We start from the raw sequence: 16,841 nt of genomic DNA, 5'->3' as shown, positions 1-16,841 counted from the left end.
AGGTTCCGGCGGCTTAACGCCGGATCAGGAACGACAAAACAATGGCCTGGAGGCTACCTTGTTAAACGCATTTAAACTTTCGCTTCAATACATTCTGCCAAAACTGTGGCTCACTCGCCTGGCGGGCTGGGGCGCAAGCAAACGCGCGGGCTGGCTGACCAAACTGGTCATCGACCTTTTCGTAAAATATTACAAGGTCGACATGAAAGAGGCGCAAAAGCCGGACACCGCCAGCTACCGCACCTTCAACGAGTTCTTCGTGCGCCCGCTGCGTGACGAAGTGCGCCCGCTGAACACCGACCCTAACGTCCTGGTGATGCCGGCAGACGGCGTGATCAGCCAGTTGGGTAACATCGAAGACGACAAAATCCTGCAGGCGAAGGGCCATAACTACAGTCTGGAAGCGCTGCTGGCAGGTAACTACCTGATGGCGGATCTGTTCCGTAACGGTACGTTTGCCACCACCTATCTGTCACCGCGCGACTACCATCGCGTGCACATGCCGTGTAACGGTATCCTGCGTGAAATGATTTACGTCCCGGGCGACCTGTTCTCCGTAAACCACCTGACTGCGCAGAACGTGCCGAACCTGTTTGCCCGTAACGAGCGCGTCATCTGCCTGTTTGATACTGAATTTGGCCCTATGGCACAGATTCTGGTGGGTGCAACCATCGTAGGCAGCATTGAAACCGTCTGGGCCGGCACCATCACCCCACCGCGCGAAGGCGTGATCAAACGCTGGACCTGGCCTGCCGGTGAAGCGGAAGGTTCTGTGGCCCTGCTGAAAGGTCAGGAGATGGGTCGCTTCAAGCTGGGCTCCACCGTGATCAACCTGTTTGCGCCGGGCAAAGTGAAGCTGGCTGAACAGCTCGAAAGCCTGTCGGTCACCAAACTGGGCCAGCCGCTGGCGGTCTCAACCGAAACCTTCGTGACGCCAGATGCAGAGCCTGCGCCGCTGCCGGAAGAAGAGATCAAGGCCGAGCACGACGCCAGCCCGCTGGTTGACGACAAAAAAGACGAAGGCTAACAACAGAAGGATCGCTGACGTGCGCCCGATTATCGTTCTACTGATGGCCTGGTGCCTCAGCATGGGGGCGTACGCAGCGACAGCCCCCGACGCCAAACAGATAACCCAGGAACTGGAGCAGGCAAAAGCGGCCAAACCCGCTCAGCCAGAGACCGTCGAGTCGCTCCAGGCTGCCCTGAACGCGCTTGAGGAGCGGAAAGGCTCTCTTGAGCGCGCTCAGCAGTATCAGCAGGTTATCGACAACTTCCCCAAACTCTCGCAGACGCTGCGCGCGCAGCTCAATAATCTGCGTGACGAACCGCGCGATGTTCCTGCGGGCTTAACCTCCGATGCGCTAAACCAGGAGATCCTCCAGGTCAGCAGCCAGCTTCTGGAAAAGAGCCGCCTGGCGCAGCAAGAACAGGAGCGCGCGCGCGAAATCGCCGACTCGCTCAGCCAGCTTCCGCAACAGCAAACCGACGCCCGCCGCCAGCTTAATGAAGTTGAGCGCCGCGTTGGCACACAGTCTGGCAATTCAGCACAAAGTCAGGCGCAAAATCTTGGGATTCAGGCTGAATCCGCCCGACTTAAAGCGCTGGTTGATGAACTCGAGCTGGCGCAACTTTCTGCCAACAACCGTCAGGAGCTGTCACGCATGCGCGCTGAGCTGGCGCAAAAGCAGAGCGAGCAGCTTGATGCCTACCTTCAGGCCCTGCGTAATCAGTTGAACAGTCAGCGCCAGCGTGAAGCCGAACGGGCGCTGGAAAGTACAGAACTGCTCGCTGAAAACAGCGAAAACCTGCCTTCCGGTATCAACGAACAATTCAGAGTCAACCGCGAACTTTCTGCCGCGCTGAACCAGCAGGCGCAGCGCATGGATCTGGTTGCATCCCAGCAGCGTCAGGCGACCAATCAAACGCTGCAGGTGCGTCAGGCGCTCAACACCCTGCGCGAACAGTCACAGTGGCTGGGATCGTCGAACCTTCTCGGCGAAGCGTTACGCGCCCAGGTCGCGCGCCTGCCGGAAATGCCGAAGCCGCAACAGCTGGATACCGAGATGGCCCAGCTGCGCGTTCAGCGCCTGCATTTTGAAGATCTTCTCAACAAGCAGCCGCAAATCCGCCAGATCCGTCAGGCTGACGGACAGCCCCTGACCAGCGAGCAAAACCGCATTCTGGAAGCCCAGTTGCGTACCCAGCGTGAACTGCTGAACTCTCTGCTCCAGGGCGGGGATACGTTGATTCTGGAGCTGACCAAGCTAAAAGTATCCAATAGCCAGCTGGAAGATGCGCTAAAAGAGGTGAACGAGGCTACGCACCGTTATCTCTTCTGGACGTCCGACGTGCGTCCGATGACCTTCTCGTGGCCGATTGAGATTGTCCAGGACCTGCGCCGCCTGATTTCACTGGACACCTTCAGCCAGCTGGGACAGGCCAGCGTGATGATGTTCACCAGCAAAGAGACCATTTTCCCGCTGCTGGGGGCGTTGATTCTGGTGGGCTTCAGCATTTATTCGCGCAGACATTTCACCCGTTTCCTGGAGCGTTCCAGCTCCAGGGTCGGGAAAGTCACCCAGGATCACTTCTGGCTGACGTTGCGCACCGTATTCTGGTCGATTCTCGTCGCCTCTCCGCTACCGGTGCTGTGGATGACGCAGGGATATGGCCTGCGGGAAGCCTGGCCCTATCCGCTCGCGGTAGCGATTGGCGATGGCGTCACCGCCACGGTGCCGCTGCTGTGGGTGGTCATGATTTGCGCCACCTTCGCGCGCCCCAATGGCCTGTTTATCACCCACTTTGGCTGGCCGCGTAATCGCGTTGCGCGCGCCATGCGTTACTACCTGATGAGCATCGGGTTGATTGTGCCGCTGATTATGGCGTTGATCATGTTCGATAATCTCAACGACCGGGAATTCTCAGGCTCGCTGGGCCGCCTCTGCTTTATGCTGATATGCGGGGCGCTGGCCATCGTCACGCTCAGCCTGAAACGCGCGGGCATTCCGCTCTATCTGGATAAATCCGGCAGCGGCGACAATATGTTCAACCGGCTGCTCTGGAACCTGCTGCTTAGCGCGCCGTTGTTTGCGATGCTGGCAGCCGCGGTGGGCTATCTGGCAACCGCGCAGGCTCTGCTGGCGCGGCTGGAAACCTCGGTGGCCATCTGGTTCCTGCTTCTGGTGGTGTACCACGTAATTCGCCGCTGGATGCTGATCCAGCGGCGCCGTCTGGCGTTTGACCGAGCCAAGCATCGCCGGGCGGAGATCCTCGCCCAGCGTGCGAGAGGTGAGGAAGAGCCAAACCACGTCAACAGTACGGAAGGCACGACGGAAGCGGACGAGGTCGAACTGGATCTGGATGCCATCAGCACCCAGTCCCTGCGCCTGGTTCGTTCCATCCTGATGCTGATTGCCCTCCTGTCGGTGATCTTCCTGTGGTCAGAGATCCACTCCGCATTTGGCTTCCTGGAGAACATCTCTCTCTGGGACGTGACGTCCACGGTGCAGGGTGTTGAAAGCCTGGAGCCGATTACCTTAGGGGCGGTACTGATTGCCATTCTGGTGCTGATCATCACCACGCAGCTGGTGCGCAACTTCCCGGCGCTGCTGGAGCTCGCACTGCTGCAGCATCTGGATTTAACCCCGGGGACGGGATATGCAATTACGACCATTACCAAATATCTGATCATGCTGTTTGGCGGGCTGGTTGGCTTCTCGATGATCGGTATTGAGTGGTCGAAGCTGCAGTGGCTGGTGGCGGCCCTTGGTGTAGGGTTAGGTTTTGGTTTACAGGAGATCTTCGCCAACTTCATCTCTGGCCTGATCATTCTGTTCGAAAAACCGATCCGTATTGGCGATACCGTGACGATCCGCGATCTGACCGGCAGCATCACGAAGATCAACACCCGTGCGACGACGATCAGCGACTGGGATCGTAAAGAGATCATCGTGCCAAACAAGGCGTTTATCACCGAGCAGTTCATCAACTGGTCGCTGTCAGACTCCGTCACCCGTGTGGTGCTGACGGTACCGGCGCCGTCGGACGCCAACAGCGAAGAGGTCACCCAAATCCTCTACACCGCCGCTGAGCGCTGCTCGCTGGTAATCGACAACCCGGCGCCGGAAGTATTCCTTGTGGATTTACAGCAGGGGATCCAGATTTTCGAGCTGCGTATCTACGCCGCCGAAATGGGACACCGTATGCCGCTGCGCCATGAGATCCACCAGCTGATTCTGGCGGGCTTCCGCGAGCACGGTATTGATATGCCGTTCCCGCCGTTCCAGATGCGTCTGGAAAGCCTGGACGGGCGTAAAACGGGAAGAACGCTGACGTCAGCGACGCGTACACGCCCGGCGGGAAGTTTGTAACGCTTCTCCCCTCCCTTTCGGGAGGGGAATATTCCCGCTACGCCACTTCTGCGACGTACGCCATCGCGCGTCGACGGTAATTCTCATAAATCCCCATCGCCAGCAGCGAGAAGAAGATAGGCCCGCCAACCATCCACAGCGCGCTGTTCCAGTCGTTCGCCTCAATCACCGGCTGAATAATGGTGAAGATGTTGGCAAACGCCACCACCAGCACCACCACCGTGGTTGCCAGCAGCGTTGCCGCACGGGTTTTAAAAATCACAAACGGGCGTTCAAGATCCTGCTTCGCCTTAAAGAACGGGAACGCCAGGGTCAGGAACAGGTACGGCAGCGTCATCGACACGTTAGCCATCAGGGTCAGCTTGTTGTAAAACGCAGACGCCGTATCGCCGCCAAATGACACCAGCAGAATGAACACGCACACCAGCAGACACTGCATCCACATGGCGTTGGCAGGCATTCCTGCGGTATTCAATTGGGTCATACGTGCTGGCCACAGCGCTTTTGGCGTACCCTGAATAATCGCTTTCAACGGCGAGTAGATCAGCGTGAAGAACGCACCGGTATACGCCAGGAACATCGACAGGCCGGTAATACGCGCGAACCAGACCCCCATTACCGATGCCGCCTCTGGACTCAGGTTCATCGCCTGTCCCAGCGTCATCCCCAGGCTTTTCATCAACACATAGGTGATGTTGCCAAGGTTAGTGGTGTTGTTGCTCAGCACCTGCTGCCAGTTGGTGCTGACGCCCCAGAGGAAAATCGCCAGCGAATAGCCGATGGAAATGACGATGGCGGCAAAAATAATGCCTTTCGCAAAGTTCTTTTCCGGGTTCTCCGTCTTATCGACCAGGCCGCCTACGGCTTCAATACCGCCGTAAGCAAAGATGGCAAACACCACGAAGGAGAGCATGGCGAGCCCGGACTGGTAGCTCGGATTCGGCGAGGAGGCAAAGTTCACCTCCTGCGCGAAATGACCACCGTTCAGGCACAGGATAGCAATGCTCACCAGCAGCAGTACCAGATTCAATCCCATAACCGAGATCCCGCCCACGGCGGTAATCCGGGCAATTTTGTTGATGCCTTTAGACGCCACCAGGGTGACCACCACCATCCAGCACACCGCCAGAATTCCGACGACCTGCGTGGAGCTCAGCCCGGCGAAAGACCAGACCTGCGTTTTATCGGCACCGAAAAGAAACGTTGAGAACGGCACCCAGACTTTGGCCGCCGTACTGACCATCCAGACGACGTAGGAAGAAAACCACATAAACGTGCCGATAAACGCATAACGCGGGCCGACGCTGTTATTCATCCATGAGTAGATCCCACCCTCTTCTTTCCGGTAAGCCGAGCCCATCTCCGCCATCATCAGCGCAAACGGGATAAAGAAGAACAGAGCAGAAACGATATAAAACGGCGTCGCGCTGTAGCCCATCAGATAGAACGCTGACGGGCTGTTGGCAAAGCCAAAGACTGAGGTAAATATCATCAGGATGAGCCCGGTGAGGGTCATCTTTTTGAGTGACTGGGACATAGAACCATCCGAAGAGGAATTAAACTGCGCGGATGGTAGCAGAAGACCAGACAAATATTGTGGCTATAAGGAGCAAATTAAGAAAAAGACCCGTGTATAGAGAAAGTGGCAGTTTTAAATGTTGTTACGGGGAAATGGAAAGGAAAATTGCCACAGGGTTGAAGACCGGGTAAGCACAGCGCTACCCGGCATTTTTTCAGGCGCGATCGACCGTAAAGGCAATCACATCGCCAAGCTGCTCTGCGCCCAGGGCCAGCATCACCAGACGGTCCACACCCAGCGCCACGCCGGAACAATCCGGCAGACCTGCTTTTAATGCTTCAAGCAGATTAACATCAATAGGCTGCTGCGGCAGACCGCGCGCGGCGCGCTTGCGGTTATCCTGCTCGAAGCGCTGCTGCTGCTCGCGGGCATCAGTCAGTTCGTGGAAACCGTTCGCCAGCTCGATGCCTTTGTAATAGACCTCAAAACGCTCTGCGACACGATGATCTTCGGTACTGATCTGCGCCAGTGAGGCCTGGCTTGCCGGGAAGTGATAGACAAACGTCGGGCGATCTTTGCCAATCTGCGGTTCAACGCCAAAAGTGAACAGCAGCTGCAGCAGCGTGTCGCGATCCTCTTCGGTATCCGCCACGTTGCTCAGATCCAGCTTTGCCGCCACTTCGCGCAGCTGGTTTTTGTCCGCCGACAGCGGATCGATTTCCAGATGGCGCTGGAAAGCCTGCTGATAGGAGAGCGTTTCGGCTTCTGAGCATTCCAGGACCTGCTGCAGCAGATCGTCCACCTCATTCATCAGGCGGTACATATCATAATGCGGGCGGTACCACTCCAGCATAGTGAATTCCGGGTTGTGATGACGACCCATCTCTTCATTACGGAAACTGCGGCACAGCTGATACACCGGACCACATCCCGCCGCCAGCAGGCGTTTCATGTGGTATTCCGGGCTGGTCATCAGATACAAATTCATGCCCTGAGAGTGGCCGGGGCCAACAAAACGGGTTTCAAACGGGACCAGATGAATATCCGTTACCGTTGCCTGACTCATGCATGGCGTTTCCACCTCCAGGACTCCGCGGTCGGCAAAGAAACGGCGGATCTCCGCCATAATTGCAGCGCGTTTTAACAGATTAGGGATGGATGCGCTCGGCTGCCAGGTGGCCGTTTCGCTCATGAGTTGTTCTCCGATTTCAGACAAGGGCACGAAGTCTACTCGTTAGCCAGGGCAGAGACAAATTTTGCGCAGTAAAAAAGCGCATTTCATTTAGGTGACCAATTACGTGACGTAATTCATCAATCTCCGTGATAAATCACCGTACAGAACAGCAAAAAAATCGAACACGTCAAATTTCCCTGACATCTACACGGTTATACTGTTTTACCCATAAAGGAGCAGTGGAAACGCTTTCGCAATCGTCCTTTTGGACGGGTGAACTACCTTTAGTTTGTCGCGTTGCGAAATAACAAAAATCTGGAGGAATGTCGTGCAAACTTTTCAAGCCGATCTTGCCGTAATAGGCGCTGGCGGGGCTGGATTACGTGCTGCGATTGCTGCAGCACAAGCTAATCCCAACGCTAAAATCGCATTGATTTCAAAAGTCTATCCAATGCGTAGTCACACAGTGGCAGCAGAAGGAGGGTCCGCCGCCGTTGCGCAGGATCATGACAGCTTTGAATACCATTTCCACGACACGGTTGCAGGGGGCGACTGGCTTTGCGAACAGGATGTCGTTGACTACTTTGTACATCATTGTCCAACGGAAATGACCCAGCTTGAACAGTGGGGATGTCCGTGGAGCCGCCGTCCGGACGGCAGCGTCAACGTTCGCCGCTTTGGCGGAATGAAGATTGAACGCACCTGGTTCGCCGCCGATAAAACCGGCTTCCATATGCTGCACACCCTGTTCCAGACCTCCCTTCAGTTCCCACAAATTCAGCGCTTTGACGAACATTTTGTTCTCGACATCCTGGTTGATGACGGACAGGCGCGTGGTCTGGTCGCGATGAACATGATGGAAGGCACGCTTGTCCAGATCCGCGCCAACGCGGTAGTGATGGCGACGGGAGGTGCGGGTCGCGTTTATCGTTATAACACCAACGGCGGCATCGTCACCGGTGACGGCATGGGCATGGCGCTCAGCCACGGCGTACCGCTGCGCGATATGGAGTTCGTGCAGTACCACCCAACCGGCCTGCCAGGCTCCGGCATTCTGATGACGGAAGGCTGCCGCGGCGAAGGCGGTATTCTGGTCAACAAAAACGGCTACCGTTATCTGCAGGATTACGGCATGGGCCCGGAAACTCCGCTCGGCGAGCCGAAGAACAAATACATGGAACTCGGCCCGCGCGACAAAGTCTCTCAGGCCTTCTGGCACGAGTGGCGCAAAGGCAACACCATCTCCACGCCGCGCGGCGATGTGGTCTATCTCGACCTGCGTCATCTGGGCGAGAAGAAACTGCTGGAACGTCTGCCGTTCATCTGCGAGCTGGCGAAAGCTTACGTCGGCGTCGACCCGGTGAAAGAGCCGATTCCGGTACGCCCAACCGCGCACTACACCATGGGCGGGATCGAAACCGACCAGCAGTGCGAAACCCGTATTAAAGGATTGTTCGCCGTGGGCGAATGTTCCTCCGTGGGTCTGCACGGCGCTAACCGTCTCGGGTCTAACTCGCTGGCAGAGCTGGTCGTCTTTGGCCGCATGGCGGGCGAGCGCGCGATGGAGCGAGCGGCTACAGCAGGCGAAGCCAACGGTGCCGCGCTGGACGCGCAGGTCGCAGACGTTGAAAAACGCCTGAAAGATCTGGTGAACCAGGAGGGTAACGAGAACTGGTCTAAGATCCGCGACGAGATGGGCCTGTCGATGGAAGAAGGTTGCGGTATCTACCGTACCCCTGAGCTGATGCAAAAAACCGTCGACAAGCTGGCGGAACTGCAGGAGCGCTTCAAGCGCGTGCGCATCACCGACACCTCCAGCGTATTCAACACCGACCTGCTCTACACCATCGAGCTGGGCCACGGTCTGAACGTAGCGGAATGTATGGCGCACTCCGCGCTGGCGCGTAAAGAGTCGCGTGGAGCCCACCAGCGTCTGGACGAAGGCTGTACCGAACGTGACGACGTCAATTTCCTGAAACACACTCTCGCCTGGCGCGATGCGGATGGCACCACACGTCTGGACTACAGCGACGTGAAAATCACCACGCTGCCACCGGCTAAACGCGTGTACGGTGCAGAAGCAGAAGCCGCCGAGAAGAAGGAGAAGGCGAATGGCTGAGATGCAAAAAATAAAAGTTGAAGTGGTGCGCTACAATCCGGAAGTGGACGCCGCACCGCACAGCGCTTTCTATGAAGTGCCCTATGACGAGCAAACCTCCCTGCTGGATGCGCTCGGCTATATCAAAGATAACCTGGCGCCAGACCTGAGCTACCGCTGGTCCTGCCGCATGGCAATCTGCGGCTCCTGCGGCATGATGGTCAACAAGGTGCCGAAACTGGCCTGTAAGACCTTCCTGCGCGAGTACACCAAAGGCATTAAGGTCGAAGCGCTGGGCAACTTCCCGATTGAACGCGATCTGGTGGTCGATATGACCCACTTTATCGAAAGCCTGGAAGCCATTAAGCCGTACATCATTGGTAATCCGCGCACGCCGGATCAGGGGCCAAATACCCAGACGCCGGCTCAGATGGCGAAATACCATCAGTTCTCCGGCTGCATCAACTGCGGCCTGTGCTACGCCGCCTGTCCACAGTTTGGCCTGAACAAGGAGTTCATCGGCCCGGCCGCCATTACCCTGGCGCACCGCTATAACGAGGACAGCCGAGACCACGGTAAAAAAGAACGTATGGCGCAGCTAAACAGCCAGAACGGCGTCTGGAGCTGTACCTTTGTGGGTTATTGCTCCGAAGTGTGTCCGAAGCACGTCGACCCGGCCGCCGCAATTCAACAGGGTAAAGTGGAAAGCTCGAAAGACTTTCTTATCGCTACCCTGAAACCACGCTAAGGAGTGCATGATGACGACTAAACGCAAAGCCTATGTGCGGCCTGTGCCGTCCACCTGGTGGAAAAACCTGCCGTTTTATCGCTTCTACATGCTGCGTGAAGGCACGGCGGTACCGGCGGTCTGGTTCAGCCTTGAGCTGATGTACGGCGTTTTTGCCCTCAAGCATGGCCCGGAAACCTGGGCCAGCTTTGTCGGTTTCCTGCAAAACCCAATCATCGTGATCCTGAACCTGATTGTGCTCGCAGCCGCACTGCTTCATACCAAAACCTGGTTTGAGCTGGCGCCAAAAGCGGCGAACATCATCGTAAAAGGCGAGAAAATGGGGCCAGAGCCGGTGATTAAAGGGCTCTGGGCAGTGACGATTCTGGTCACTGTGGTCATTCTGTTTGTCGCACTGTTCTGGTAAGGAGACTACTGTGATCAATCCAAATCCAAAACGTTCTGACGAGCCGGTCTTCTGGGGCCTGTTTGGCGCAGGCGGCATGTGGAGTGCCATCATCGCCCCCGTCATCATCCTGCTGGTCGGCATTATGCTGCCGCTGGGGCTGTTCCCGGGCGATGCGCTGAGCTACGAACGCGTACTCGCGTTCGCGGGCAGCTTTATCGGTCGCGTGTTCATCTTCCTGATGATCGTCCTGCCGCTGTGGTGTGGTCTGCACCGTATTCACCATGCGATGCATGACCTGAAAATCCATGTACCGAACGGTAAATGGGTGTTCTACGGTCTGGCGACCATCCTGACCGTGGTGACGCTGATTGCCGTGGTCACCATCTGACGCTTCTGGCCCGCCATCCGGCGGGCCTTTTATTTCTGCATCTTCCCCACCAGCCACTGGGCAAACTCGCGCATTGCGGGCGTTTCTGTCCGTGACTGTAGTCTTGTCAGCCAGTAACTGCCGAGGTCAATCTGCGTTGCAAACGGCTGCACGATGCGCTCGCTGCTGAGTAAATGGGTAAACATGTCGACAGGCGCAATGGCAATCCCTGCGCCTGCCTGCGCGGCTTCCAGCATGGTCACGGACGAATCAAACACCATCACCCGGTGCGTCGGCGAGGGAGGATGTTCACCCGCCGCCTGCATCCACGCAGCCCACTCGTCGCGTCGGTAGGAGCGCAGCAGGGTAAACTTCAGGATATCTGCCGGGCTTTTTAGACAGGAGGCAATGTCGGGTGTACAGACCGGAGCCAGCGGCGCAGGGCAAAGGAATTCAGCATCGGTTCCATGCCACGCGCCGCCACCGTAGCGAATGGTGTAATCAAGGCCTTCAGCCGCCGGGTCGACGCGATTGTTATGGGTGGAAAGCTGAAGATCAATATGCGGATAGCGGCGGCGAAAGTCCGCGAGCTGAGAGAACAAAACCCCCGTGGCAAAGGTCCCTACCACACCTATTTTGAGCTTCTCCTGAGCGCGCTGGCTGGCAAAGCGATCCAGCATTCCGGCGATACGATCGAACGAGTCATTCAGCACCGGCAGTAAATTTTCGCCTTCGGTGGTCAACATTAGCCCACGCGAGACGCGGACAAACAGCTGGCAATTAAGGTGCTGCTCCAGCGCCTTTACGTGCTGGCTAATCGCGGAATGGGTGACGTTCAGCTCGATAGCGGCATGAGTAAAACTGAGGTGCCTGGCGGCAGCTTCAAACGCCCGCAGGGAATTAAGAGGAAGATAGCTGCGTGTCATGGTCTGATCCGTTAGAAAAATTAACAGCTAATGCTAAATTTAACCGTTTGTCAGCCATAGTCAAATCCAACAGACTACAGCGGTCTGACGGGCCCGAACACTCCCTTGAACTGCTATTACGGAAGATAACTGATGATGAAAAAATCCCTTTGCTGCGCCCTGCTGCTCAGCACCTCCTGCTCAGTATTGGCTGTACCGATGTCAGAAAAACAGCTGGCTGAGGTGGTGGAACGTACCGTTACGCCGCTGATGAAAGCGCAGGCCATTCCGGGTATGGCGGTAGCGGTGATTTATCAGGGTCAGCCGCACTACTTTACCTTCGGTAAAGCCGATGTTGCCGCGAACAAACCGGTCACCCCACAAACCTTGTTCGAGCTGGGTTCTATAAGTAAAACCTTCACCGGCGTATTGGGTGGCGATGCCATTGCTCGCGGTGAAATATCGCTGGGCGATCCGGTGACAAAATACTGGCCTGAGCTGACAGGCAAGCATTGGCAGGGGATTCGCATGCTGGATCTGGCAACCTATACCGCAGGAGGTCTGCCGTTACAGGTGCCGGATGAGGTCACGGATAACGCCTCTCTGCTGCGCTTTTATCAAAACTGGCAGCCGCAGTGGAAGCCGGGCACTACGCGTCTTTACGCCAACGCCAGCATCGGTCTTTTTGGCGCGCTGGCGGTCAAACCTTCGGGCATGAGCTATGAGCAGGCCATAACGACGCGAGTCTTTAAGCCGCTCAAGCTGGACCATACCTGGATTAACGTTCCGAAAGCGGAAGAAGCGCATTACGCCTGGGGATACCGTGACGGTAAAGCGGTACACGTTTCGCCGGGGATGCTGGACGCTGAAGCCTATGGCGTAAAAACCAACGCGCAGGATATGGCTAGCTGGGTGATGGTCAACATGAAGCCGGACTCCCTTCAGGATACTTCACTCAGGCAAGGCATTTCCCTGGCGCAGTCTCGCTACTGGCGCGTGGGGGCCATGTATCAAGGGTTAGGCTGGGAAATGCTTAACTGGCCGGTCGATGCCAAAACCGTGGTTGAAGGTAGTGACAATAAGGTGGCGCTTGCGCCATTGCCTGCGAGAGAAGTGAATCCACCGGCTCCCCCGGTCAATGCGTCCTGGGTCCATAAAACAGGCTCTACCGGCGGGTTTGGCAGCTACGTGGCATTTATTCCTGAAAAACAGCTCGGCATTGTGATGCTGGCGAATAAAAGCTATCCGAACCCGGCACGCGTTGAGGCGGCATACCGTATCCTCGACGCGCTGCAGTAAAACATTGCCGGGTGGCGGCTTCGCTTACCCGGCGAAACACACCGCACAAAAACCACATTTTCCTTGCCGTCATCTACACTTAACAAAAAACAGTAAGGAAACTCCTATGCGCATTCTGCCTGTTATCGCCGCGGTGACAGCCGCGTTTTTAGTGGTTGCCTGCAGTTCCCCTACCCCACCGCCTGGCGTTACCGTCGTCACGCCTTTTGATGCACAACGCTTCCTTGGAACATGGTATGAAATCGCGCGCCTCGACCATCGGTTTGAGCAGGGCTTAGAGAAGGTCACTGCGAATTACAGCCCGATGGATGATGGCGGTATTCAGGTGATCAACCGGGGCTATAATCCCGATCGGGAGATGTGGCAACAGTCAATTGGGAAAGCGTACTTCACGGGCGACCCGCGACGGGCTGCGCTCAAAGTCTCTTTCTTTGGCCCGTTTTATGGCGGCTATAACGTGATAGCGCTCGACAGAGAGTATCGTCACGCACTGGTCTGCGGGCCGGATCGCGACTATCTGTGGATACTTTCCCGCACGCCAACTATTTCGTCAGAAATGAAACAGCAGATGCTGGACGTCGCGACCCGGCAAGGGTTTGATGTGTCAAAACTCATCTGGGTAAAACAACCCCATTAATGGGTACTGAGCTTCAGCCCAATGATCCCGGCCACAATCAACGCGAGGCTGGCGATACGCGCCAGACTCGCTGACTCTCCCAGCAGCAGAATGCCGGTGATGGCGGCCCCCACCGCACCAATGCCCGTCCAGACCGCATAAGCCGTTCCCACAGGCAACGAGCGCATCGCCCAGGATAACAGGACAATACTCACGATCATCGCGGTGATGGTAATGACGCTGGGCGTCAGGCGGGTAAATCCGTGGGTGTACTTGAGACCAATCGCCCATACCACTTCGAGCAGGCCAGCAATAAAAAGAATGATCCAGGACATTTCAGGCTCCTTAACTTAATACAAGTTGGGGCCGTCCCCGGTGAAAGAAACGCTTACGGGTCGTCCCGTAAGGCAGAGATTACGCCCCATATTGTGGTTAGCGTGCTATTTTTTTTCAATCATTTTTTGCTGAACACGTTAAGGCAAGAAATAGCTGCAGTATGGCGCGTAGTTCCGGCATTTAGCACTCATCCGACTTCTCTATGATGATGTGCTTTCTGATGGCAGGAAGCCAAACCACTAGCCGACTGCGAATAAAATATGTTCAAAATTCTTTTGATTGACCGTTGTCACTTCACCCGCACGGGGTTTGAAGCATGGCTCAATCATTCCGGTTTGTTCCCGGGACACTACGTTGTGACCGGGCTGAATAATCTGTTCCTTGCCAGAGAGCACATTCTGCAATGGAAACCCACGCTGGTTATCGCTGACCTGTACGGCTTCAGGCAGGATATTCATCATTTTCAGCAGCTCTCGTCCTTGCTTAACGCCAGTGAACGATTACCGTTTATTTTGCTGCAATCGGGAGAGGACAACGGCATGACAGACTGGCTCGGACAGTTCCCGGTGTGGTCGTCGTTGTTGAAAAACGCCAGTCTCGAAGAAGTGGCAACGGTTATCAACGATGCATTAATCTCGCGCGCAAGTGCTGAAAGACCAACGGAGGCCACCCCCTTGCTGACCCGGCAGGAAGAGAAGGTGCTGACATTGTGGATGGACGGCGCGAGCAATCAAAAAATTGCCGCTCACCTGAGTATCAACGGAAAAACGGTTTATACCTATAAACGCAATATTCGCATGAAATTGCATATGGATACGCGTTTTTCTCCGTTCTTATCCCTGCAGGAATCAGAAAGCTGACGGTACGAAACCCGGCTGGTTCCGTACCGCGTGTTAATTACTGCTGCGCTTTTGATGCCGCGCCAGAGATTGCGCTACCACCTTCAGAAATATCCTGACCGACGCCTCGCGTGGTATTACAGGCCGTTAACACTGAAGAAAGTACCAGGACTGAAAAGATCGCTGCAATTGTCTTCTTAACCATAATATCTTCCTTTTATAGCCAAAGTTGTTTTGTGTATAGCAACTTAAGAATAGACAAGATCCCGCCGGTTGACGGAAAAGGAAGCATTTTTAGGAAAATTAGACGAACTTAGCTGGCGGCGTGAGAAATGATATGACCGAGATCCTGGATATCTTGTCCCATTCCACGCGTGGTGTTACAGCCGGAAAGCAATGCACTGGAAAGCGCTAACAGAAGCAGAATTTTAACGGTACGTTTCATCATCCCTGCCTGCAAAAATCAGGCGCAGCGGGCGCTGCGCCTTCAATCATGACGTAAATTACTTCACGCGGGACACGTATTCGCCGGAGCGGGTATCCACTTTGATCACTTCGCCAGTCTGTACGAACAGTGGCACTTTAACCACTGCACCGGTAGACAGTTTGGCTGGTTTACCGCCGGTACCTGCGGTATCACCTTTCAGACCTGGATCGGTTTCAACGATTTCCAGCTCTACGAAGTTTGGTGGGGTCACAGCGATAGGCTGGCCGTTCCACAGGGTCACGATGCACTCAGCCTGATCCAGCAGCCATTTAGCGCTGTCACCTACCGCTTTCTCATCAGCAGACAGCTGTTCGAAAGTGGAGTTGTTCATGAAATGATAGAACTCACCGTCGTTGTACAGATAGGTCAGGTTCATATCAACAACATCAGCGCCTTCAGCGGAGTCAGTAGACTTGAAGGTTTTCTCAACACGGGTACCGGTCAGCAGACGGCGCAGCTTAACGCGTGCGAATGCCTGGCCTTTACCTGGTTTAACGAATTCGCTGGCTTCAACCGCGTACGGTTCGCCGTCCATCATGATTTTAAGACCAGCACGAAAATCGTTGCTATAGTACGTTGCCATAAGGCCCTCTAAATTTGTTAACTGGTAGCTAAGCCACAAAATGGCGCATATTGTAACCCTAAACACCCCGTCCAGAGAAGATTGGTTATCGCAACTTGCCGATGTAATCACCAGTCCTGATGAATTGCTGCGTCTTTTAGACCTCGATCAGCACCCAGAGTTGCTTGCAGGCCGCGAGGCAAAGCGCCTTTTCGCCCTGCGCGTTCCCCGTGCGTTTGTGGCGCGGATGGAGAAAGGCAACCCCAACGATCCGCTATTAAAACAAACGCTTACTTCGCAGGATGAGTTTGTCACCGCGCCGGGATACAGTACCGATCCGCTGGAAGAGCAGAACAGTGTGGTGCCGGGTTTACTGCACAAGTATCTCAACCGCGCCCTGCTGCTGGTAAAAGGCGGCTGTGCGGTAAATTGTCGTTATTGCTTCCGTCGGCACTTCCCTTACGCCGAAAATCAGGGCAATAAACGCAACTGGCAGGCCGCGCTGGACTATATCGCCGCCCATCCGGAGCTGGATGAGATCATTTTTTCCGGCGGTGACCCGCTGATGGCAAAAGATCATGAGCTGGACTGGCTGCTGACGCAGCTGGAAGCCATCCCGCACATTAAGCGCCTGCGCATTCACAGCCGTTTACCGATTGTTATTCCGGCGCGGATCACTGACGGCCTGGTATCACGTCTGGAGCAGTCTCGATTGCAGGTGCTACTGGTGAACCATATCAACCACGCGAACGAAATCGACGATGCGTTTCGCGCGGCGATGGCGCGGCTGCGTAAAGCGGGCGTGACGCTGCTGAACCAGAGCGTGCTGCTGCGCGGCGTGAATGACAGCGCCCGCGTGCTGGCTGACCTGAGCAATGCTCTGTTTGATGCGGGCGTGATGCCCTATTACCTGCACGTGCTGGATCGCGTTCAGGGCGCGGCCCATTTCATGGTGACGGATGATGAAGCCCGGCAGATTATGCGCGAACTGTTAACGCTGGTTTCAGGCTATATGGTACCGAAGCTGGCACGCGAGATTGGCGGAGAGCCGAGCAAGACGCCGCTGGACTTGCAGCTGCGGCAGCACTAAAAAGCAGGTGGCGCTACGCTTACCTGCCCTACAGGGTCCGGGC

17 protein-coding genes are annotated in these 16,841 nt (G+C 55.8%); 10 read left to right on the top strand and 7 right to left on the bottom strand.

Going from position 1 to position 16,841, the window contains the following annotated elements; translation table 11 throughout:
* The first annotated feature begins 58 nt into the window (after nt 1-58).
* Together asd and mscM are read left to right on the top strand one after the other, a co-directional pair.
* Nucleotides 59-1,027 carry an archaetidylserine decarboxylase gene (gene asd / locus FU672_RS19350; RefSeq protein WP_148244450.1) on the top strand — a complete coding sequence of 323 codons (969 nt, stop codon included), beginning with the start codon at nt 59-61 and terminating at the stop codon, nt 1,025-1,027.
* 19 nt (nt 1,028-1,046) lie between these two features.
* A complete protein-coding gene (gene mscM / locus FU672_RS19345; protein ID WP_148244449.1) occupies nt 1,047-4,370 on the top strand; it encodes a miniconductance mechanosensitive channel MscM in 3,324 nt (1,107 codons plus the stop codon).
* A gap of 37 nt (nt 4,371-4,407) precedes the next feature.
* On the opposite strand, the gene yjeM is transcribed toward mscM, so the two are convergent.
* Together yjeM and epmA are read right to left on the bottom strand one after the other, a co-directional pair.
* Nucleotides 4,408-5,907, bottom strand: a complete 1,500-nt coding sequence (gene yjeM / locus FU672_RS19340; protein ID WP_148244448.1) for a glutamate/gamma-aminobutyrate family transporter YjeM — start codon at nt 5,905-5,907, stop codon at nt 4,408-4,410.
* Between the two features lie 196 nt (nt 5,908-6,103).
* Complete coding sequence (epmA, locus tag FU672_RS19335; protein ID WP_148244447.1) at nt 6,104-7,081, bottom strand: elongation factor P--(R)-beta-lysine ligase; 978 nt, start codon at nt 7,079-7,081, stop codon at nt 6,104-6,106.
* A gap of 310 nt (nt 7,082-7,391) precedes the next feature.
* On the opposite strand from epmA, the gene frdA reads away from it, so the two are divergent.
* Genes frdA through frdD form a run of 4 tightly spaced genes read left to right on the top strand, consistent with a single transcriptional unit; the run spans nt 7,392 to nt 10,685 of the window.
* On the top strand, nt 7,392-9,182 hold the full coding sequence (gene frdA / locus FU672_RS19330) for a fumarate reductase (quinol) flavoprotein subunit (RefSeq protein WP_024907346.1): 1,791 nt from the start codon (nt 7,392-7,394) through the stop codon (nt 9,180-9,182).
* Nucleotides 9,175-9,909, top strand: coding sequence for a succinate dehydrogenase/fumarate reductase iron-sulfur subunit (locus FU672_RS19325; protein WP_148244446.1), 735 nt, complete (start codon nt 9,175-9,177; stop codon nt 9,907-9,909). The genes frdA and FU672_RS19325 overlap by 8 nt, the downstream gene beginning before the upstream one ends.
* A gap of 10 nt (nt 9,910-9,919) precedes the next feature.
* Nucleotides 9,920-10,315 carry a fumarate reductase subunit FrdC gene (frdC, locus tag FU672_RS19320; protein WP_008502933.1) on the top strand — a complete coding sequence of 132 codons (396 nt, stop codon included), beginning with the start codon at nt 9,920-9,922 and terminating at the stop codon, nt 10,313-10,315.
* A 10-nt stretch (nt 10,316-10,325) separates the two neighbouring features.
* Nucleotides 10,326-10,685 carry a fumarate reductase subunit FrdD gene (gene frdD / locus FU672_RS19315; RefSeq protein ID WP_134349412.1) on the top strand — a complete coding sequence of 120 codons (360 nt, stop codon included), beginning with the start codon at nt 10,326-10,328 and terminating at the stop codon, nt 10,683-10,685.
* A 29-nt stretch (nt 10,686-10,714) separates the two neighbouring features.
* On the opposite strand, the gene ampR is transcribed toward frdD, so the two are convergent.
* Nucleotides 10,715-11,590 carry a LysR family transcriptional regulator AmpR gene (gene ampR, locus FU672_RS19310; protein ID WP_148244445.1) on the bottom strand — a complete coding sequence of 292 codons (876 nt, stop codon included), beginning with the start codon at nt 11,588-11,590 and terminating at the stop codon, nt 10,715-10,717.
* Between the two features lie 132 nt (nt 11,591-11,722).
* Here ampR and blaACT point away from each other — a divergent pair, with 132 nt between their 5' ends.
* Nucleotides 11,723-12,868 (top strand): ACT family cephalosporin-hydrolyzing class C beta-lactamase, encoded by a 1,146-nt coding sequence (blaACT, locus tag FU672_RS19305; RefSeq protein WP_148244444.1) that lies wholly within the window; start codon nt 11,723-11,725, stop codon nt 12,866-12,868.
* Nucleotides 12,869-12,974: 106 nt separating this feature from the next.
* Entirely contained in the window at nt 12,975-13,505 is a 531-nt protein-coding gene (locus tag FU672_RS19300; RefSeq protein ID WP_045888999.1) for a lipocalin family protein, read from the top strand.
* Here FU672_RS19300 and sugE read toward each other — a convergent pair.
* Nucleotides 13,502-13,819: a quaternary ammonium compound efflux SMR transporter SugE gene (sugE, locus tag FU672_RS19295; RefSeq protein WP_148244443.1), complete on the bottom strand. Its 318-nt coding sequence runs from the start codon at nt 13,817-13,819 to the stop codon at nt 13,502-13,504. The two genes, FU672_RS19300 and sugE, sit on opposite strands and share 4 nt — an antisense overlap.
* A 261-nt stretch (nt 13,820-14,080) precedes the next feature.
* Between sugE and FU672_RS19290 the strand changes: the two genes are divergently transcribed.
* Nucleotides 14,081-14,680 (top strand): helix-turn-helix transcriptional regulator, encoded by a 600-nt coding sequence (locus FU672_RS19290; protein WP_148244442.1) that lies wholly within the window; start codon nt 14,081-14,083, stop codon nt 14,678-14,680.
* Nucleotides 14,681-14,717: 37 nt separating this feature from the next.
* Here the strand turns inward: FU672_RS19290 and ecnB are convergent, their stop codons facing one another.
* The 3 genes from ecnB to efp form a co-directional block, all read right to left on the bottom strand.
* On the bottom strand, nt 14,718-14,864 hold the full coding sequence (gene ecnB / locus FU672_RS19285) for a lipoprotein toxin entericidin B (protein ID WP_014168289.1): 147 nt from the start codon (nt 14,862-14,864) through the stop codon (nt 14,718-14,720).
* A 108-nt stretch (nt 14,865-14,972) separates the two neighbouring features.
* On the bottom strand, nt 14,973-15,104 hold the full coding sequence (locus FU672_RS19280; RefSeq protein ID WP_024907352.1) for an entericidin A/B family lipoprotein: 132 nt from the start codon (nt 15,102-15,104) through the stop codon (nt 14,973-14,975).
* Between the two features lie 58 nt (nt 15,105-15,162).
* Nucleotides 15,163-15,729, bottom strand: coding sequence for an elongation factor P (gene efp, locus FU672_RS19275; RefSeq protein ID WP_010427766.1), 567 nt, complete (start codon nt 15,727-15,729; stop codon nt 15,163-15,165).
* Nucleotides 15,730-15,769: 40 nt separating this feature from the next.
* Here efp and epmB point away from each other — a divergent pair, with 40 nt between their 5' ends.
* Nucleotides 15,770-16,798 (top strand): EF-P beta-lysylation protein EpmB, encoded by a 1,029-nt coding sequence (gene epmB, locus FU672_RS19270; protein ID WP_148244441.1) that lies wholly within the window; start codon nt 15,770-15,772, stop codon nt 16,796-16,798.
* The last annotated feature ends 43 nt before the right edge of the window (nt 16,799-16,841 follow it).

The sequence above is a fragment of the Enterobacter asburiae genome (genome assembly GCF_008080435.1).
Lineage (GTDB): Bacteria > Pseudomonadota > Gammaproteobacteria > Enterobacterales > Enterobacteriaceae > Enterobacter > Enterobacter asburiae_C.
Note: the sequence above shows the minus strand (reverse complement) of the source record. Positions and strands in the feature narration are given on the sequence as shown.